This window comes from Allochromatium palmeri (assembly GCF_009720725.1).
In the GTDB taxonomy this organism is placed as follows: Bacteria; Pseudomonadota; Gammaproteobacteria; order Chromatiales; family Chromatiaceae; genus Thermochromatium; species Thermochromatium palmeri.
Window position 1 is genome coordinate 115298 of sequence record NZ_WNKT01000004.1, and the last position, 19408, is coordinate 134705.

18 protein-coding genes are annotated in these 19408 nt (G+C 64.7%); 17 read left to right on the plus strand and 1 reads right to left on the minus strand.

Going from position 1 to position 19408, the window contains the following annotated elements:
* Position 1: 1 nt before the first annotated feature.
* From ccoG to GJ668_RS03625, 10 genes are all read left to right on the plus strand, one after another.
* Complete coding sequence (gene ccoG / locus GJ668_RS03580; protein WP_186342857.1) at positions 2 to 1450, plus strand: cytochrome c oxidase accessory protein CcoG; 1449 nt, start codon at positions 2 to 4, stop codon at positions 1448 to 1450.
* A 38-nt stretch (positions 1451 to 1488) separates the two neighbouring features.
* Positions 1489 to 2016, plus strand: a complete 528-nt coding sequence (locus GJ668_RS03585) for a FixH family protein (RefSeq protein WP_155448751.1) — start codon at positions 1489 to 1491, stop codon at positions 2014 to 2016.
* 3 nt (positions 2017 to 2019) lie between these two features.
* A complete protein-coding gene (locus GJ668_RS03590; RefSeq protein ID WP_186342858.1) occupies positions 2020 to 4533 on the plus strand; it encodes a heavy metal translocating P-type ATPase metal-binding domain-containing protein in 2514 nt (837 codons plus the stop codon).
* A 23-nt stretch (positions 4534 to 4556) separates the two neighbouring features.
* Positions 4557 to 4781, plus strand: coding sequence for a cbb3-type cytochrome oxidase assembly protein CcoS (gene ccoS / locus GJ668_RS03595; protein ID WP_155448752.1), 225 nt, complete (start codon positions 4557 to 4559; stop codon positions 4779 to 4781).
* A 130-nt stretch (positions 4782 to 4911) separates the two neighbouring features.
* Complete coding sequence (locus GJ668_RS03600) at positions 4912 to 6567, plus strand: methyl-accepting chemotaxis protein (protein ID WP_155448753.1); 1656 nt, start codon at positions 4912 to 4914, stop codon at positions 6565 to 6567.
* Between the two features lie 60 nt (positions 6568 to 6627).
* Positions 6628 to 6921 carry a PilZ domain-containing protein gene (locus GJ668_RS03605; RefSeq protein WP_155448754.1) on the plus strand — a complete coding sequence of 98 codons (294 nt, stop codon included), beginning with the start codon at positions 6628 to 6630 and terminating at the stop codon, positions 6919 to 6921.
* Between the two features lie 28 nt (positions 6922 to 6949).
* Positions 6950 to 7168, plus strand: coding sequence for a DUF2835 domain-containing protein (locus tag GJ668_RS03610; RefSeq protein ID WP_155448755.1), 219 nt, complete (start codon positions 6950 to 6952; stop codon positions 7166 to 7168).
* A gap of 97 nt (positions 7169 to 7265) precedes the next feature.
* Complete coding sequence (locus tag GJ668_RS03615) at positions 7266 to 8195, plus strand: exopolyphosphatase (RefSeq protein ID WP_155448756.1); 930 nt, start codon at positions 7266 to 7268, stop codon at positions 8193 to 8195.
* 104 nt (positions 8196 to 8299) lie between these two features.
* A complete protein-coding gene (locus GJ668_RS03620; RefSeq protein ID WP_186342859.1) occupies positions 8300 to 9910 on the plus strand; it encodes an NAD+ synthase in 1611 nt (536 codons plus the stop codon).
* Positions 9911 to 10015: 105 nt separating this feature from the next.
* Positions 10016 to 10354 (plus strand): P-II family nitrogen regulator, encoded by a 339-nt coding sequence (locus GJ668_RS03625; RefSeq protein ID WP_155448758.1) that lies wholly within the window; start codon positions 10016 to 10018, stop codon positions 10352 to 10354.
* Between the two features lie 3 nt (positions 10355 to 10357).
* Here GJ668_RS03625 and GJ668_RS03630 read toward each other — a convergent pair whose 3' ends face one another.
* Positions 10358 to 11185 (minus strand): outer membrane protein assembly factor BamD, encoded by an 828-nt coding sequence (locus GJ668_RS03630; RefSeq protein WP_155448759.1) that lies wholly within the window; start codon positions 11183 to 11185, stop codon positions 10358 to 10360.
* A gap of 112 nt (positions 11186 to 11297) precedes the next feature.
* On the opposite strand from GJ668_RS03630, the gene rluD reads away from it, so the two are divergent.
* The 7 genes from rluD to ppx are packed head-to-tail and all read left to right on the plus strand — an operon-like array spanning position 11298 to position 19397.
* Positions 11298 to 12278: a 23S rRNA pseudouridine(1911/1915/1917) synthase RluD gene (rluD, locus tag GJ668_RS03635; protein ID WP_155448760.1), complete on the plus strand. Its 981-nt coding sequence runs from the start codon at positions 11298 to 11300 to the stop codon at positions 12276 to 12278.
* Positions 12259 to 13023: a peptidoglycan editing factor PgeF gene (pgeF, locus tag GJ668_RS03640; protein WP_155448761.1), complete on the plus strand. Its 765-nt coding sequence runs from the start codon at positions 12259 to 12261 to the stop codon at positions 13021 to 13023. The genes rluD and pgeF overlap by 20 nt, the downstream gene beginning before the upstream one ends.
* Before the next feature lie 5 nt (positions 13024 to 13028).
* Positions 13029 to 13562, plus strand: a complete 534-nt coding sequence (locus GJ668_RS03645; RefSeq protein ID WP_343032170.1) for a glycine cleavage system transcriptional repressor — start codon at positions 13029 to 13031, stop codon at positions 13560 to 13562.
* Between the two features lie 3 nt (positions 13563 to 13565).
* On the plus strand, positions 13566 to 14066 hold the full coding sequence (def, locus tag GJ668_RS03650; protein ID WP_155448762.1) for a peptide deformylase: 501 nt from the start codon (positions 13566 to 13568) through the stop codon (positions 14064 to 14066).
* 39 nt (positions 14067 to 14105) lie between these two features.
* The gene (locus GJ668_RS03655; RefSeq protein ID WP_155448763.1) at positions 14106 to 16211 is read left to right on the plus strand and encodes a carboxy terminal-processing peptidase; all 2106 of its coding nucleotides are present in this window, start codon (positions 14106 to 14108) and stop codon (positions 16209 to 16211) included.
* 17 nt (positions 16212 to 16228) lie between these two features.
* A complete protein-coding gene (gshA, locus tag GJ668_RS03660) occupies positions 16229 to 17818 on the plus strand; it encodes a glutamate--cysteine ligase (RefSeq protein ID WP_155448780.1) in 1590 nt (529 codons plus the stop codon).
* Between the two features lie 58 nt (positions 17819 to 17876).
* Positions 17877 to 19397, plus strand: a complete 1521-nt coding sequence (gene ppx, locus GJ668_RS03665) for an exopolyphosphatase (protein ID WP_155448764.1) — start codon at positions 17877 to 17879, stop codon at positions 19395 to 19397.
* Positions 19398 to 19408 lie beyond the last annotated feature (11 nt).

Genomic DNA, 19408 nt, shown 5'->3' on the forward strand with positions numbered 1-19408 from the left:
TGTGGCTCAATTAAAGACTGATCCTGAATCGACCACGCCGGTCGCGGTCGACGCGCTCTACGCCGAGGCCGACGACTGGCACGTCAACGCCGGCGGCCAGACCATCCATGCCAAGCGGATCACGGGCCGCTGGCGGACCATCAAGTGGGCGATGGCCTCGGTGTGGCTGATCTATCTGCTCGGTCCCTATGTGCGCTGGAACGGCCAGCAGGCCGTGCTGTTCGACATCCCCAACCGTCAGTACCATCTGTTCTCGGTCACCGTGCTGCCGCAGGACTTCTGGATGCTGTCGCTGCTGCTGCTGTTTTTCGCCATCCTGCTGGCGGTGATGACGGCGCTCGTCGGGCGGGTCTGGTGCGGTTTCTTCTGCTTCCAGACCGTCTGGACCGACATCTTCACCTGGATCGAGGAACGTCTGGAGGGGCCACCGGCGGCGCGACGCAAGCTCGACGCGGCACCGATGAGCCGTGAGAAGCTCAAAGTCCGCGCGATCAAACATGGTCTGTGGCTCCTGATCGGTTTTCTGACCGGATTCAGCTTCGTAGCCTGGTTCACCGATGCGCCGACGCTGTGGTGGACCTTCTTCACCGGTCAGGCCAATGGCGCGGCCTATATCACGGTCGTGCTCTTCACGGCCGGCACCTATGTACTGGCCGGATTCCTGCGCGAGCAGACCTGCTTCTGGCTCTGTCCCTATGCGCGCATCCAGGGCGTGATGCTCGACCGCTCGACCATCATCCCCACCTATGACGAGCACCGTGGCGAGCCGCGCGGTCGCGTCAAGCACGAGGAAGGCGGGGAGCGGACGAGCGGCGATTGCGTCGACTGCAATCAGTGCGTGGCGGTCTGTCCGACCGGGGTCGACATCCGGCGCGGTCAGCAGGAAGGCTGCATCACCTGCGCGCTCTGTCTCGATGCCTGTGATCAGGTCATGGACAAGGTCGGCCGGCCGCGTGGACTCATCCGCTATGCCTCGCTCGACGAACTCGAAGGGCGTCGCACCAGTCGGTTGTGGCTCCGGCCGCGCGTCTGGGTCTATGTCCTCATCCTGGGACTGTCGCTGTCCGGCATCCTCTATGGGCTGACCTCGCTGGCCCCGCTCGAACTCCGGGTGCTGCACGAGCGCGCCCCGCTGTTCGTGCTCCAGAGCGATGGCTCGATCCAGAACAAATACACCCTCAAGATCCTCAACAAGACCCATGAGTCGCTGGCCGTGAGGGTGCGCGCCACGGGGCATGATGACCTGACGCTCGTCGGCGCCGAGCAGCCGATCGCGACCGCGCCCGGCGGCGTGACACCGGCGACCGTTTTCGTGCGCATTCCACACCAGGCGCTCAAGGCCGAGCAGCAGCCGATCCTCTTCCAGATCGAAGCCAGCCGGACCACGGGCGAGCAGGCGGCGACCGAGCGTGAGAGTGTCTTCGTCGGTCCCAAGCCGCGCCCGGATTGAGTGGGCGCAACTTCTCAGCACAGCGAGGCTAAGCGCCGATGATGACCCACATCCAAACCCGTCTCCAGGCCCATTTTCAGCCCAACGCGGCCCTGCGCAATCCCTGGGTGCTCGGTTGGCTCGGGCTGATCGTCGTGGTGCTGGCCGTCAATCTGGTCATGGTCTATCTGGCCTTCGCCACCAATCCGGGCCTGGTCAACGCCGACTACTATGAGCGTGGCCGCAACTACGAGCGCACCCTCCTGACCCGCCAGGCGCGTGATCCGGGCTGGCTGATCCAGGCCGATATTCCAGCGTCACTGCACGCCGGCCAGCGCGAATCCATCCGCGTCTTCTTCGTCGATCGCGCCGGTCAGCCGGTCGATCCCGAGGCCGTCACCTTCCACGCCTACCGACCCTCGGATGCCGCGCGCGACTTTGCGCTGACCATGAGCCGCGAGGATCGCGGGCGCTATGTGGTCGAGACGGCCTTTCCCTTGATCGGCGTCTGGGACACCCTGATCGTCGCGCGTCTGGGCGAGGATGAGTTCAGCGTCAGCGAGCGTCTCACGGTCGGGGCACCCTAACGGGTGGATGGCGAGTACTGTTTCCATTGCGGTCTACCGATCGTCGCCGGCACGCGCGAGACGGCTGAGATCGCGGGCACCGAGCGCGCCTTCTGCTGCACCGGCTGCAAGTCGGTCTGTCTCGCCATCCATGCGGCGGGGCTGGAAGGCTTCTATCGACGCACCCCGGACGGCCTCCTGCTTGGCCCGCCGCCCGAGCCGCCCGAGGATCTGGCGCTCTTCGATCTGGACGCGGTGCAGGAGGAGTTCACCGACGTCGCCGCCGAAGACCGCGAGATCAACCTCCTGGTCGAGGGCATCCACTGCGCGGCCTGTGTCTGGCTGATCGAGCGCGGACTCCAGTCGCTCCCCGGCGTCGAGGAGGCGCGGGTCAATCTCACCGGGCGCCGGCTGCGGGTGCGCTGGGACAACGGACGGCTGGCGCTGTCGCGTATCCTGCGCCGGCTCGCCGATCTGGGCTATGCCGCCACGCCCTTCGATCCGGACGCCTCCGAGGGCGCCGTCGCGCGCGAGAACCGCGCCCTGCTGTTCCGGCTCGCCTGGGCCGGCTTCGCCATGATGAACCTGCTGTGGATCTCGATCGCGCTCTACAGCGGCGCCGATCAGGGCGAGTTTCGCGAACTCTTCCACTGGCTCGGCTTCCTGCTCGCCACCCCGACCATCCTCTATTCGGGCGCACCCTTCTACCAGGGCGCCTGGTCGGGTCTGCGCTCGGGCCATCTGAGCATGGATTTGCCGATCGCCATCGGGGTCAGTGTCACCTATGGTTATTCGCTCTATGTGACGCTCGGCGGCTCCGAGATCGGTGCGGTCTACTGGGACACGGTGGTCAATTTTCTGTTCGTGATCCTGGTCGGGCGCTATCTGGAGGCGATCTCGCGCCGGCGCGCCGTAGCTGCCACCCAACGGCTGTTCGATCTCCAGCCCAGGGTCGCGACCCGGCTCCAGGACGACGGCAGCGAAGCGGTGGTGCCGATCCGCACGCTCGTCGTCGATGAGCGGGTGCTGGTGCGTCCCGGCGAGCGCATCCCGGTCGATGGCACGATCCTGGATGGTCGCAGCGGCGTCGACGAGTCGATGCTGACCGGCGAGTCGCGTCCCGTACCCAAGGGAACGGGCGACCGGGTCTCGGCCGGAACCATCAATGGGGCAGGGGTGCTCCAGGTGCGCATCACGGGTCTGCTTGCCGAGACCACGCTCGGGCGCATCATCCGGCTGGTCGAGGACGCCCAGGCAAGCCGCGCGCCGATCCAGCGTCTGGCCGATCGCATCGTGCCCTGGTTCGTCGCCGCGACGCTGGGGCTGGCGACCCTGACTTTTATCTTCTGGGTCCAGATCGATCTGGAACGCGCGCTGACTGCGGCGACCGCTGTGCTCATCATCACCTGTCCCTGCGCCTTCGGTCTGGCCACGCCGATGGCGGTCGCGGTCGCCTCCGGAGTGGGCGCGGCGCGCGGTATCCTGATCAAGAACGGGGCGGTGCTGGAGCGGTTGTCGAGCATCCGGCATTTGGTCTTCGACAAGACCGGTACCCTGACCGAGGGGCGTCCGGCGGTGGTGGCCATCGCCGGGACCGGAGAGGCGTGGCGCGTGCTCGATCCCGAGTCATTGGATTTGAGCGATGAACAGCGTGCCGACCTGCGTCTGATCGGGGCGCTGGAGCGGTTATCTGAACATCCGGCCGCAATGGCCGTGCTGGATCTGTGCGAGCGGACCAAGATCGATCTCAGCGGTCTGGCGGTGGACGCCGTCGAGGTCGAGCCTGGCCAGGGCATCGCCGGTCGGGTCGCGGGTCGCGCTATCGCCATCGGGCGTGCGGAATGGCTGGCGCGTCAGGGCGTCGCCTTGCCGTCCGACTCAACCGCCGAGCCGGCCAGCCAGATTTTCTGTGCCATCGACGGTCGCCTGACCCAACGGTTGGGACTGGAAGACCGCTTGCGTCCAGGCGCCGAGTCGGTGGTCGCACGTCTGCGCGCTCAGGGGATTCGGGTCACGCTGCTGACAGGCGACCGGCGCGCCGCCGCCGAGCGTATCGCCGGCCGGCTCGGCCCGGTCGAGCTGATCGCCGAGGTGCTGCCCGAAGACAAGGATCGCGTCATCGACGACCTTCAGCGCGCCGGCGCGCCGGTCGCCATGATCGGCGATGGCGTCAACGACGCCCCGGCCCTGGTGCGCGCCGATGTCGGCATCGCCATGGGCAGTGGCACTGATGTCTCGATCGCCAGCGCTGACATCGTGCTCATGTCGAGCGAGCTGGAACGGGTGCTGGAGGCGGCCGAACTCTCGCGGCGCACGCTCGTCACCATCCGGCAGAACATCGCGCTCTCCATCCTTTACAATCTGATCATGGTGCCGCTGGCCATGGCCGGCGTCATCACGCCGCTGGTCGCAGCCGTCTCCATGCCGCTGAGCAGTCTGGCGGTGATCGGTAACTCGGCGCGTCTCGGCGCGCTCTTCAACTCATCCGGCAAACAATCATTTCCGATCCGATCGGTTTCTGATTCAATGCCTGTCTGACCCCATCAATCGAGCCTCTCGCAATGGAAGTCATCTACGGCCTGATCCCCGGAATGCTGCTTCTGGGCCTGGCGGCGGTCGCCGTGCTGTTCTGGGCCGCGCGCAGCGGTCAGTTCGACGATCTGGAAGGCGACGGGCAGCGCCTGCTGCTCGACGAGGACGAGATCCTCGATCAGGACAGTGTCGATCCCAGATGTCGGCCCGATGCCAAGCCGGATACAGACCCCAACGAACCGCAACGAAATTGAACCAAATCCGGCGCCTGCTCGCGATTGGCGCACGTCTGCAACGGGTCGGCTACAATCAGGTGATGGTGCCAGGGAGCGGGATCAGGCCAAAAAACCCTGTTCTTATTTCCAATACACTGATGAGTCCCCTATGTGGAAAAACCTCACTATTCGTTCTCGGCTCGTGGTCGCCGCCATCCCCGGTATTCTGCTGATCGGCGCCGCGCTGGTTCTGATTGCCTATCTCACGGCCTCTTCCATGGCGAAAACCCTGGTGAATCAGATGCTGCTCACCAAGGCCGATGGCGATCTGCGCGCCGCTAAGCTCTACATCGCGCGTGATTTCGGCCAGCTGAGCTTCCAGGACGGCAAGCTGGTCGACGCCCAGGGGCGTCCGATCTCAGGACGCACGGAGATGCCCGACGCCATCAGTCGTGACCTGGGGCTGGTGTTCAGCCTCTTTGAGCGCGAGGGCACGGACTTCGTCCGTATCGCGACCAGTGTGCGCAATGCTGAGGGGCAGCGTCAGCTCGGCACCCGACTCGGCGAGTCGAGCGCAGCCCATGCGCCCTTAACTCAGGGCGAGCGCTATGTAGGCGAATCCGATGTCCTGGGCGTGCCGCATCTGACGGCTTACGAGCCGCTGCTCGATACTTCGGGCCAGGTGATCGGCGTATTCGGACTCGGGGTCCCCAAGACGCGCGCCTCGGCCATCGTCGCCAAGGGCATGACCGAGATGGTGCTTGGGATGAGTGTAGCCCTCTTGATCGTGGTCGCGGTCGGCATCCTGGGGATCTTCGGAATGTCGCGCATGATCACCGGCCCTATCCGCCAGGTCACCGCGCGCCTGCGGGAGATCGCCGAGGGTGAGGGTGATCTCAGTCAGCGCCTCCCCGCCGAGGGCCAAAACGAGCTGGCCGAGCTGGCGCGAACCTTCAACCTCATCGTCGAGCGCATCCACGCGATGGTCAAGGACGTCGCTGGTGTCTCGACGCATCTGGCCTCGGCGGCTGAGGAGCTGTCGCTCACCAGCGGCGAGACCAGCGAGCAGGTCCGCCATCAGCTCTCCGAGACCGATCAGGTCGCCACCGCCATCCATGAAATGACGGCCACGGTCGAGGAGGTCGCGCGCCATGCCGCCGAGGCCGCGCGTGCCGCTCAGGAGACCGACCGCGAGGCCGAGGCCGGCTCTCAGGTCGTCGCCCAGGCCATCGCCGCGATCGAGGCACTCGCCGGTGAGGTCGAGTCCGCCGGCCAGGTCATCACCCGTCTGTCGGACGACAGCCGCGAGATCGGCGCCGTGCTCGACGTGATTCGCGGTGTGGCGGCGCAGACCAATCTGCTGGCCCTGAACGCGGCCATCGAGGCCGCCCGCGCCGGCGAGCAGGGGCGCGGCTTCGCCGTGGTCGCCGACGAGGTTCGAACCCTGGCCAGTCGCACCCAGGACTCGATCCAGGACATTCAGGGCAAGATCGAGCGTGTGCAGTCGGGGTCGGCCGGCGCGGTCGCGGTCATGGAGCAGGGCCGTGTCCGGGCCGGCGAGGGTGTGGATCAGGCGCGCCAGGCCGGCGAATCACTGCGTGCCATCGCCGCCGCCATCGCCCGTATCAATGACATGAACACGCAGATCGCGAGTGCGGCCGAGGAGCAATCGGCCGTGGCCGAGGAAATCAACCGTAACATCCAATCGATGTCGCAGAGTGTGAGCCAGATTTCAGATGGGTCGATGCAGGCGGCCGCCGCCAGCGGCGAGCTGGCCAGGCTGGCGACCAGTCTTCAAGATAGCTCAGGACGGTTCAAGATATGATCCGAGGACGCGCTTGTCTCGAAATGATCGCGTTTCGTTCGCAGAGGAGAAAAAGCCACGATGCTCGTCAATGACGAACGCCGCAATTTCAGGCGGCTGGAGACCGAGACCGATGTCACTATTATCCGTTTGGTGACCCGTGAATCCATGACCGCCAACCTGGTCAACCTGAGTGCCACGGGATGCGCCTTTCGCTCTGATTGCCCGATCGAGCCGGGTGAAGACCTGGAGATTCTCGTGTGCAGTCCCAGTAAACGCATCGAGCCACTGCGCCGGAGCGCGCGCGTGATACGGATCGACCACGGTGAGGACGGGCGGATGGTCGCGGTCGAATTCGTGCTCGATCAGGCTTGAGGACCACCGGCGTCTATTCACACTCCCGATGCGTTACTTCTATTTCAGCCTGAACATCCCGCGCACCGAGTATCTGCGTTATTACCAGGGCGGAGCCGCACGCGTGGTCGTGCGTGCCCATAACGGGCGCACGCTGTCGATCCCGGCGGCGAACCTGCGCCGTTTCGTCACCCATGCCGGCATTCAGGGCCAGTTCTGCGCCACGATCGATCCGAACAATCGTCTGGTTTCTCTGGACCGTCAGTGAGTCCAATTCGGACATAAACGTCGAGTGCCAACGGCCAACCGACTTGCGTATCATGCCCGCCAGAGCAACCGCCATCCAATTTACCCGGAGACGCCTCATGTCCGACCAGAAGTTCCGTCTTGTTACACGCAGTGATTTCGACGGCCTGGTGTGCGCCGTTCTGCTCAAACATCTGGATCTAATCGACGACATCACCTTCGTCCATCCCAAGGACATGCAGGATGGCAAGATCGCGATCAACGGCCGCGACATCACCACCAATCTGCCCTATGTCGAGGGCGTCTATCTCGCCTTCGATCATCATCTGTCCGAGACGCTACGCACCGGTCAGCATGACAATCACATCATCGACGCCGATGCCCCCTCGGCGGCGCGTGTGGTCTGGCGTCATTACGGCGGTCACGACGCCTTCCCGGCGGCGTGGGACGAGATGATGGCGGCGGTGGACAAGGGCGATTCGGCCCAGTTCGATCAGGACGAGGTGCTGAACCCCAAGGGCTGGGTGCTGCTGAACTTTCTGATGGACGCGCGTACCGGACTCGGGCGCTTCCGCGAGTTCCGTATCTCCAACTACAACCTGATGATGGATCTGATCGACTACTGCAAGAACCACGACATCGATGAGATCCTGGCCCTGCCGGATGTCCGGGAGCGGGTCGAGCTGTATTTCGAGCAGGAAGACAAGTGCAAGGAACAGATCCGGCGCTGCGCCACCGTCCACGGCAATCTGGTCGTGCTGGATCTGCGCGGCGAGGAGACCATCTGGGCCGGCAACCGCTTCATCATTTATGCGCTCTTTCCACAGTGCAACATCTCCATCCATGTGCTCTGGGGCGTCAAGCAGCAGAATACGGTGTTTGCCACCGGCAAATCCATTTTCGACCGTGGCTCCAAGACCAATGTCGGCGAGCTGATGCTGGAGTACGGCGGCGGCGGGCACCAGGCCGCCGGCACCTGTCAGGTGGACAATGATCGCGCCGAACAGGTTTTGGGCGAACTGATCGCGCGGATCAAGGCCGACGGTTAAGGTTGAACGTTGCGGCGAGGCCCAATTCATCGAAGTCTGCACAATCCTCAATCAAATCGTGCAAATTGCCTGATCGATCCCACCGCACTCCCGGAGCCGTGAACGTGTCCTGTCGCATCGAAATCCTGCAAATGAACCCCCTGGTCGGCGACGTGGCCGGCAATGCCGAGCGTCTGATCGCAGCGGCCCGGCGCGCCCGCGAGCAGGGCGTCGAACTGCTGGTCTGCCCTGAGCTGGCCCTGACCGGCTATCCGCCCGAGGATCTGCTGCTGCGGCCTGAGTTCATCATGCGGGTCGAGACGGCACTGGAACGCCTCCAGTCGGAGATCCGGGGCATCACCCTGGTACTCGGCTATCCGCGCGCCTCGGTCGGCGGACTGTTCAACGTCGCCGGCGTCATCCGCGACGGCGCCCTGATCGCTGAGTACGCCAAGCAGCATCTGCCCAATTACAGCGTCTTCGACGAGAAGCGCTATTTCCAGCCGGGCGCCAGCGCGACCGTCTTCGAGCACTGCGGACTGCGTTTCGGCCTGAGTGTCTGCGAAGACATCTGGTGGGAGGAACCGACCCGCCAGGCCGCCGAAGCCGGTGCTCAGGTGCTGCTCAATCTCAACGCTTCACCCTTCCACGGCGGCAAGACGATCGAGCGCGAGGTGTTGGTGTCGCGGCGCGCCCGCGCCCATGGACTGACCATCCTCTATGCCAATCTGGTCGGCGGTCAGGACGAACTGGTGTTCGATGGCGGCTCCTTCGTCGTCGATCCCGATGGCCGGATCACGCAGCGCGCGCCGGCGTTCGTCGAAACCGCTCTGACCCTGAAGCTCAACGCCGAGGGTGCCCCGGTGACGGCTGGCCTGGAACCGCTCGCGGAGTTGCCGGGCGAGGAGGAGACGATTTACACGGCGTTGGTGCTGGGCGTGCGCGACTATGTGCGCAAGAACGGCTTCGAGGGCGCGGTGCTGGGACTCTCCGGCGGCATCGACTCGGCCCTGACCCTGGCCATCGCCGTGGACGCGCTCGGCGCCGAGCGGGTCGAGGCCGTGCTCATGCCCTCACGCTATACCGCCGACATGAGCAACGAGGACGCACTCGAACAAGCCCGGCGTCTGGGCGTGTCGACCCGCGTCATCCCGATCGAGCCGGCCTTTCGCGCCTTCCTCGACCTGCTCGAACCCGTTTTCGCCGGTCAGCCGGTGGATGTCACCGAGGAGAACATCCAGGCGCGCTGTCGCGGCATCCTCCTCATGGCCATCAGCAACAAGTCCGGGCGCATCCTCCTGACCACGGGCAACAAGAGCGAGATGGCCGTGGGCTATGCCACACTCTATGGCGACATGGCCGGGGGCTTCGCACCGATCAAGGACGTGCCCAAGATGCTGGTCTATCGTCTGGCGCGCTATCGCAACAGCCGTTCACCGGTGATCCCGGAGCGGGTGATCGAGCGCGCACCCTCGGCCGAGTTGCGACCGGATCAGACCGACCAGGACAGTCTGCCGCCCTATGAGCTGCTCGATGCCATCCTCAAGTGCTATATCGAGGACGACGAGGGCGTGGAGGCCATCGTCGCTCAAGGCTATCCGGCCGATGTCGTCCAGCGCGTGGCCCGACTGGTCGACCGCAACGAATACAAGCGCCGTCAGGCCCCGCCCGGCGTGCGCATCTCGCAACGGGCCTTCGGGCGCGACCGGCGCTATCCGATCACCAGCGGTTTCTAGTGAAACCTAGGGTGTCGCATGTCCCCCGGCGCTGTTCATCCCCCGGCGGTCCACTTATACTGATCCGTCATTGACTCAGCGGATACGGTTCAACGGGAGAGCTGCATGAAAAAGGTCGAAGCGATCATCAAACCCTTCAAGCTGGACGACGTGCGCGAGGCACTGTCGGCCGCCGGCATCACGGGCATGACGGCGATCGAGGTCAAGGGCTTCGGCCGCCAAAAGGGCCACACTGAGCTCTATCGCGGCGCGGAGTATGTCGTCGATTTCCTGCCCAAGGTCAAAATCGAGCTGGTGCTGGCCGACGATCAGGTCGAGGAATGTATCAATGCCATCACCACCGCCGCGCGCACCGGCAAGATTGGTGATGGCAAGATCTTCGTCTCGGACGTCACGCGCGTGGTGCGCATCCGTACCGGCGAGGAAGACGAGGCGGCGATCTGAGGCTCAGTTCTGGTCGAGCTGGAGATAGTCCCAGAAGCGGCGTGCCAGATCGACCTTCTCGGGCTGGACCTCGTCAGCAATGAAACGCTCTTGCTGGCGGTTGATATCGAGCACCCGCTTGGCGTCGGCCGCCAGATCCTCCTTACCGAGCGCGCGATAGGCATCGATCAGCACCTCCAGCGCATCGTCCACGGCGCTGGTGCGCTGATAGTGCTGGATGACATAGTTGGCGCGATTGGCCGCCGCCAGATAGGCGCCGCGCTTCATGTAGTAGCGCGCGACATGGACCTCGTTCATGGCCAGGTTGCTGCGCAGATAGACCATGCGCTGGCGCGCGTCCTCGGCGTACTTGCTGTTCGGGAAGCGCTCGACCAGGATCGCGAAGTCCTTGAAGGCGTCGAGGGCTGACCCCGGATCGCGCTGCGAGGCATCGGTCGGGATGAAGCGGTCGAGAAAACCGACACTGCGGTTGTAGTTGACGATGCCCTTCAGATAATAGGCATAGTCGACATAGGGATTCTGGGGATAGAGCTTGATGAAGCGATCGGCAGCGGCGAGCGCGTCCTCGGGTTCCTCGGCGCGATAATACGCATAGGCGACATCCAGTTGCGCCTGCATGGCATAGCGTCCGAAGGGATAGCGGGCTTCGAGCTTCTGATAGAGTTCGATCGCGCGCTTGTAGGAACCGGCGTCGAGTTCAGAAGCCGCCTCGGAATAGAGCTTGGCGGCGCTCCAGCCCTCGGTTTCATCGATCTCCTTGCCGAAGATCCCGCATCCGGCGAGCGTCACGGTGAGCAGGAGCGCGGTCAATCGTGTTAACGTTCGTGGCATGTCGCATGAGTATCTGTTTCGAAACGCTGCCAGTATACCCGAAGCCTTGTCTTGGCGAATCTCTGACCACAGGTCTTCGCCGCGCGCCTTCGCCTAGCCGGACGTTCACTGAATGAATCCCCAGCCCACCGAAACCATCCGGCGCTCGCTCCGGGTCGCGTCCGATCATGCCGGTGGCCGGCTCGATCGCGTGCTGGCCCAGTTGCTGCCTGAGTTCTCGCGCGGACGGCTCCAGCAATGGATCGAGGCCGGCCAGGTGCTGCTCGATGATCGGCCGTGCCGGGTGCGCGACAAGGTCTGGGGCGGCGAGTCGATCCGGATCGAGGCCGAGCTGATCCGGGTCGATGCGCATCAGCCGCAGGCGATCGCGCTCGATCTGGTCTACGAAGACGCGCATCTGCTGGTGATCAACAAACCCGCCGGGCTGGTCGTGCATCCGGCGGCCGGCAACCCCGACGGCACGCTCCAGAACGCGCTGTTGCATCTGGCGCCCGAGCTGGCGACCCTGCCGCGCGCCGGGATCGTGCATCGGCTCGACAAGGACACCACCGGGCTGATGGTGGTCGCGCGCACGCTCCAGGCCCATTGTGCGCTGGTCGAGCAGCTCCAGCGACGGATCGTGCATCGCGAGTATCGCGCGCTGGTACTGGGCACCCTGGTCGCCGGTGGTCGGGTCGAGGCGCCCATCGGCCGTCATCCGACCCAGCGCGTCAAGATGGCGGTCGTGGGCAACGGGCGCGAAGCCATCACCCATTATCGCGTTCTGGAATCCTATCCGGGACATACGCTGCTGGCGGTCGAGCTGGAGACCGGACGCACCCATCAGATTCGCGTGCACATGACCCATCTCCATCATCCGCTGGTCGGCGACACGACCTATGGCGCCCGGCCGCGACCGCCGCGCGGCTGTCGTCCCGAGCTGACGGCCGCGCTCCAGAGCTTTCCGCGTCAGGCGCTGCATGCCATCCGTCTGGGTCTCATCCATCCGGCGACCGGCGCTGAGATGCAGTGGGAGGTGCCGATGGCGCCCGATCTCGAAGCGCTATTGGATCTGTTTCGTCTGGAGGTGGCCGATGGAGCTGATCGAGCCTGACTGGCCGGCACCGGCGTCGGTTCGGGCGTGCGTGACCACCCGTCTCGGCGGTGTCAGTCAGGGCGCGTTCGCCAGCCTGAATCTGGGCGATCATGTCGGCGATGACCCTGAGCGGGTCGCGCGCAACCGTGAAATCCTGTGTTCGCATCTGGGCCTGCCCGCCGCGCCGCTGTGGCTGCGTCAGGTGCATGGTCGCGATGTGGCGATGGCCGAATGCCCGACTGCACCCATTCCCGAGGCCGATGCGGCGGTTGCGAGCACGCCGGGCGTGGTCTGCGCGGTCATGACCGCCGACTGTCTGCCGTTATTGCTCTGTGACGACCAGGGCACGCGCGTCTCGGCGGTCCATGCCGGCTGGCGCGGACTGGCCGGTGGCGTGCTGGAGAGCGCGGTGGCCGCCATGAGGGTTGCGCCCGAACGGCTGCTGGTCTGGATGGGACCGGCGATCGGACCCGACGCCTTCGAGGTCGGTCCCGAGGTGCGTGTGTCCTTCATCGCCGAGGATCCAGAGGCCGCGGCCGCGTTTCGCCCGAGTCCAAGCGCGGCTCAGGCCGAACACTGGCTGGCCGATTTATTCGAACTTGCCCGGCTCAGACTCGCGCGACTCGGCGTCGAGCGCGTCTATGGGGGAGGGGACTGCACCTTCTCTCAGCCGGGACGTTTCTTTTCCTACCGGCGCGACGGCACGACGGGCCGCCTGGCCAGCCTGATCTGGCTCGCGCCGAACGACAGCGATGGGAGCTGAAGACCGTGACGGACACTCTGTCTGACTGGAACCTCTTGACCCTGGTCGGTGCCGACCGGCCGGGGATCGTCTCGCGCGTCACGCGCGTGCTCTATGGACTCGGCTGCAATCTGGGCGAAGCCTCGATGATCCGGCTCGGCGGCAACTTCACCATCATGCTGATGGTCAGTGGTGCGCGCCCGGATGCCGAGATCCTGGATGCCCTGGCCCCGGTGGCCGGGGAACTGGGTCTGCGTCTGCATCTCGATCCGCTGAGCGGCGGGCTGCATCAGCATCTGCTGCCCAACATTCAGGTGCGGGTCGCGGGCGCTGATCGTGCCGGGATCGTCGCTGATGTGACCGAGATCCTGGCCGGGCAGGGGTTCAACATCCTGGAGCTGGAATCTGACGTGGCCGGTGAGCGTGAACGCCCGGTCTACATCATGAATATCCAGGGCTACAGCGATCAGACCATCGAGACGCTGTCCGGGGCGCTTGCGCCCTTGACCGAGCGCGGTGTCTCGGTCGATGTCTCTCCGGTCGACGTGCTGATCGGTTGAGTCATGGCGATCCTCGATATCCTCAAGCTGCCCGATCCGCGTCTCAAGCAGGTCTCGGAATCCGTTGCGTCCTTCGATCAGGTGTTGCGCGACTTCATCGCCGATCTGGAAGAGACCCGTCTGGCCGGCCCGTCGGCCGTCGGCATCGCCGCGCCCCAGGTCGCGCACTTCCAGCGCATCGTCATCCTTGATCTTTCGGGACGGCCCAAGACGCCCAATCATGGTCATCTGGTGCTCATCAATCCCGAGATCACCCATTGGAAAGGCTTCGCCATGGGCCGCGAGGGCTGTCTCTCGGTTCCGGACTACACCGGCAACGTCATCCGCGCCACCCAAATCCGGCTCAAGGCCCAGGACGCCGACGGCGTCGAGCACCAGTATGAAATGGAAGGATTCGAGGCGCGCGCGGTCCAACATGAACTCGATCATCTCGACGGCCTGCTGTTCGTCGACCGCGTGGTCAGCCGCCGCACCGATCTCCATCGGCGCAAGGTTTATAAATAGTCCGGTCGAACCGGCGATTCATTTACAGAGCATGGTTCAATGAAACAGCGCCTCTTTCGGTTTCCACTCCTGCTCGTCGCCCTCCTGATCGCGGCGACGACGACCCTGGCGGCGCCGTCTTCGGTGCCCCTGTCGGAACTCTTCCCCAGCCCGACCCAGACCAAGGCCGCCATCGTCATCAACAAGGTGCTGGAGCGGTATCACTATCGCAAGGTCGCGCTCGATCGCGACTTCGCCGCCTCGGTGCTCGATCGCTATCTCAAGGCGCTCGATCCGAACCGCACCTTCTTCCTCGCGCGCGACGTGGAGCGGTTCCAGAACGGAGCACGTCAGCTCGACGAGAGTCTGCGCCGGGGTGAGCTGGACATTTCTTTCGATATCTTCCGCGTCTACCGGGCACGGGTCGACGAGCGCGTCGCCTATGCGCTCAAGCAGCTCGATGGCCGCTTCGAATTCGACACCGCTGAAACCTTCACCTTCGAGTCCGACGAGACGCCCTGGGCGCGTAGCACGGCTGAACTCGACGAGCGCTGGCGCAAACGCATCAAGCACGATTACCTGTCGCTGCGGCTGGCCGACAAGTCTGATGAGGAGGTGCGCGATCGGTTGCGCAAGCGCTATGAAGGCTTGGCCCGGCGCATCCATCAGTTCAAGCGGGACGATGTGTTCCAAGCGTTCATGAACGCCTACACCGAGACCCTCGAGCCGCATACCAGCTATATGTCGCCGAGTACCTCGGAGAATTTCGACATCAGCATGAAGCTCTCGCTGGAGGGGATCGGCGCCGTACTGCGCTCGGACAATGAGTACACCGTCGTGCAGAGCACGGTCCCCGGCGGTCCGGCGCGCGAGTCCGGCCAGATCCATGCCGGCGATCACATCCTCGGCGTGGCCCAGGGACTCGATGGCTCCATGGAGGACGTCGTCGGCTGGCGTCTGGAAGATGTCGTCGACAAGATCCGCGGTCCCAAAGGCTCGGTGGTGCGCTTGCAGATCCAGCCCAAGGCCACAGGGTCGTCCAAGCCGGTGCGCGAGGTCGCCCTGGTGCGCAATGAGATCAAGCTCGAAGATCAGGCCGCCAAGAGCTATGTGGTCGAGGATCTCGACAATGCCCCTGGACTCAAGGTCGGGGTGATCGAGATCCCGGCCTTCTATCGCGATTTCGAAGCCGAGGGTAGTGGAACGGCTGACTTCCGCAGCACCACGCGCGATGTGCGCCGTCTCATCAATGATCTGGTGATGCGCGGTATCGACGGCCTGCTCATCGATCTGCGTTCCAACGGCGGCGGCTCGCTGGCCGAGGCGACTTCGCTGACCGGACTCTTCATCGACGTCGGTCCCGTGGTGCAGGTCAAGGACGCCTTCGGCAAGGTCGAGATCGAGGCCGATCGCGATCCGGGTGTGGCCTACACCGGACCGCTGGCGGTCCTGGTCGACCGCGAGAGCGCCTCGGCGTCCGAGATCTTCGCCGCCGCCATCCAGGACTATGGACGCGGACTGATCATCGGCGAGCCGACCTTCGGCAAGGGCACGGTGCAGACGCTCATCGATCTCAATCGCTATGTACCGGGCGAGAAGAGCGATCTGGGGCGGCTGCGTCTGACCATGGCCGAGTTCTTCCGTATCAGCGGCGGCAGCACCCAGCTGCGCGGCGTGGAGCCGGACATCCGATTCCCCAGCGCCGACTACATCAGCGAGCATGGCGAGCGTTCGCTCGACAATGCCTTGCCCTGGACCCAGATCGACCCGGCAGGCTTCAAGAAGGTCGGCGAGATGCATTTCGAGACGCTCGCGCGCCGCTCTGCCGAGCGTGTGAGCAAGGATGAAGGCTTCAAGATGCTCACCGAGCGCAGTCGCCTGGTACGCGAGGTCGAGGAGCAGAAACAGGTCTCGCTGCGTGAATCCGAGCGACGCGCCGAGGATGAGCAGCGCAATCAGCGCTTCAAGGCCGATCAGGAGCAATTCCTGCGCGCGCGCGGGCTGACTCCGATCGATGAGGACGCCGATCAGGTCGACGAGGAGGCGCTGGAGAAGCAGCGCGAGGTCATCGCGCGTATCGAGGCCGAGGAGGCCGCGCGCATCCTGGCCGATGGCATTCTGATGCAGCGTGGCAACAACGGGCCACGCGCGGTGATGAGGGATTGAGTTTGAGCGCGACGGTGATGGATCTGGAGCCGGCACTTAGCCGGCTCCATCAGGCGGGTGCGAGCGCGGCCCTGGGCGACAACCGGATCGGCTTGGAAAAGGAAAGTCTGCGTGTGACGCCGGATGGACGGTTGGCGCAAACGTCGCATCCGGCCGCGCTCGGCTCGGCGCTCACACATCCGCATATCACGACCGACTTTTCCGAAGCTCTGATCGAACTGGTCACACCGGCGTTGACCGATCCGCGTGCCGTGCTCAATGTCCTGCGCGACATCCATGTCATCGTCAACCGTCATCTTGGTGATGAACGGCTCTGGGCCACCAGCATGCCCTGTGTGATCGAGCGCGGCTCTGAGATTCCGCTCGCCCGCTATGGACGCTCCAATGCGGCGACCATGAAGACGGTCTACCGGCGCGGACTCGGCAACCGCTATGGACGGGTGATGCAGATGATCGCCGGAGTGCACTTCAACTTCTCCTTCGCCGACGCCTTCTGGACGCTGTATCAGGCCGAGCACGACGCGCGGGCCGATCCGACGTTTTTTCGCTCTGAAGCGCAGATGGGGATGATCCGCAATCTGCAACGTCTCGGTTGGCTGGTACCCTATTTGTTCGGCGCCTCACCGGCGGTTTGCGATAGTTTCGTTCAGGGGCATGAGGCTGATCTGGAACGCTTCGATGCCTGCACGCTCTATGATCCCTATGCCACCTCATTGCGCATGGGCGACATCGGCTATCAGAACAAGCAGGAAGAGGGCACGGGCATGAAGGCCTGTTATGACAGCCTGGATGCCTATGTGCGCAGTCTGACCTGGGCCATCGAGACACCCTGCCCGCGCTACGAAACCATCGGGGTCAAGGTCGGTGATCGCTACGAGCAGCTCAACGACCGGGTGCTCCAGATCGAGAACGAGTACTACAGCACGGTGCGTCCCAAACAGATCACCGACTGGCTGGAGAAGCCAAGTCAGGCGCTGCGTCGGCGCGGCATTCGCTATGTCGAACTGCGCTCGCTCGACGTCAATCTGTTCGAACCGCTCGGCGTGGGTCTGGAGCAACTGGAGTTCCTGGAGACGCTGATGCTGTACGCGCTGCTCCAGGACAGCCCGCGCATCGCCCCGCGCGAGCGACGCGACATCGACGAAAATCAGGTGCGGGTCGCCCATCGCGGACGCGAGCCTGGGCTACGTCTGGCGCGTGATCGGCGCGAGATCGAGTTGCGCGTCTGGGCGCATGAGATCCTCGACGGTATGCTCGGGGTCGCGGAACTGCTCGACGGCGGCGCGGATGGGCCGCACGTCGCGAGCCTGAAACGCCAGCGCGAGAAGATCGATCACCCGGACCTGACCCCCTCGGCGCGGATGCTGGCCGAGATGCGCGATCAGGGCGAAGGCTTCTTTGCCCTGGCCTGGCGCTGGTCCGAGACGCATCAGCAGGCGTTCAAGGACGCCCGGCTCGACCCCGAGCAGAACGCGCTCTTCGAACGGCTGGCCGCCGAGTCGATTGCGCGTCAGCACGAAATCGAGGCATCGGATGAGGTGGATTTCGACACCTTCCTGAGCGACTATTTCGCCGGTCGCGTTCCATCCCAGGCGTCGATGCACTGAACGTCCGCGCACGCCCTTTGTTATCATTCGCGCCCTGTTCTCCCGCCGGATTTAGCCCATGCCTGAAGATGCTGTACAGGCTGCCGATGCGGCCTCGACACGAACCGTTGCAGCCGTCGATCTCGGTTCCAACAGTTTTCACATGGTCGTCGCCCGTATCGACGCGGGACACGTCCAGATCACCGACCGTCTCAAAGAGATGGTGCGTCTCGGTGAGGGCCTGACCGAAGAGCACACCATCACGCCCGAGGTCGCCGAGCGCGCGCTCGCCTGTCTGGAGCGCTTCGGCCAGCGTCTGCGCGATTTTGCGCCCGAGGATGTGCGCGCTGTCGGCACCAACACGCTGCGCCAGCTCGATCCGGGCGCCGATTTCATCGACCGCGCCGAGTCCGCGCTCGGTCAGTCCATCGACGTCATCGCCGGGCGCGAGGAAGCGCGTCTGATCTATCTGGGCGTGGCCTATGGGTTGGCCGCCGGAGGCGAGCGGCGGCTGGTGGTCGACATCGGCGGCGGCAGCACCGAGATGATCATCGGACGCGCCTTCTCGCCGCGTCTGCGCGAGAGCCTGCACATGGGCTGTGTGAGCATGACGCGCCGTCACTTTGCCGATGGGCGGATCACGGCCAAGGCCATGCAGCGCGCCGAGCTGTCCGGCGCGCTCGAAGTCCGGCCGGTGCGCGAGCTGTTCCGGCGCGCACGCTGGGAGCGGGCCGTGGGCAGCTCGGGGACGATCCGCGCCATCGCCGCGGTGGTCCAGGCCGAGGGCTGGTGCGAGGATGGCATCTCGGCCGAGTCGCTGGTGCGGTTGCGCGAGGCGCTGCTCAAGGCCGGCAAGGTCTCAGCACTTGATCTCAAGGGCCTGAGTGACGAGCGCCGTCCGGTGTTCGCCGGTGGCGTGGCCGTGCTGCGCTCGGTGTTCGATTCGCTCGGCATCGCACACATGCAGGTCTCGGACTATGCCCTGCGCGAGGGCGTGCTCTACGAGATGATGGGTCGCCATCAGCAGGGCGACGTGCGCGAGCGGACCGTCGTCACGCTCTGCCGTCAGTTCCACGTCGATCAGGAGCATGGCCGTCGTGTCGAAGCGACGGCGCTGGGCCTCTACCGTCAGTTGGTCACCTCCTGGTCGCTCGATGATTTCGACTATCCGCGTCTGCTCGCCTGGGCGGCGCGGTTGCACGAGATCGGCGTCATGATCGCCCACAGTCAGTATCAAAAGCACGGCGCCTATCTGCTGCGCAATGCCGATTTGCCCGGCTTCACGCGCCAGGAACAGACGCTGCTCGCCGCGCTGGTGCTCGGACACAGACGCAAGTTTCCGGTCCAGGAGTTCGCACCGTTACCCAAGGCCGTGCAGCAGGCCGCGCAGCGCCTCTGTGTGATGCTGCGTCTCGCGGTGCTGCTGCACCGTGGCCGTTCGGTCGACAGCAAACCGAATCCAACGCTTCAGGTCGAGGGCGAGAACCTGACCCTGAGCTTCCCGGACGACTGGCTCAGCACCCATCCGTTGACGCAATTGGAGTTGGAGCAGGAGGCCGAGCGCCTGGCGGTGGCTGGCCTTCAGTTGAGCTTTGGCTGATGACGGCCTTG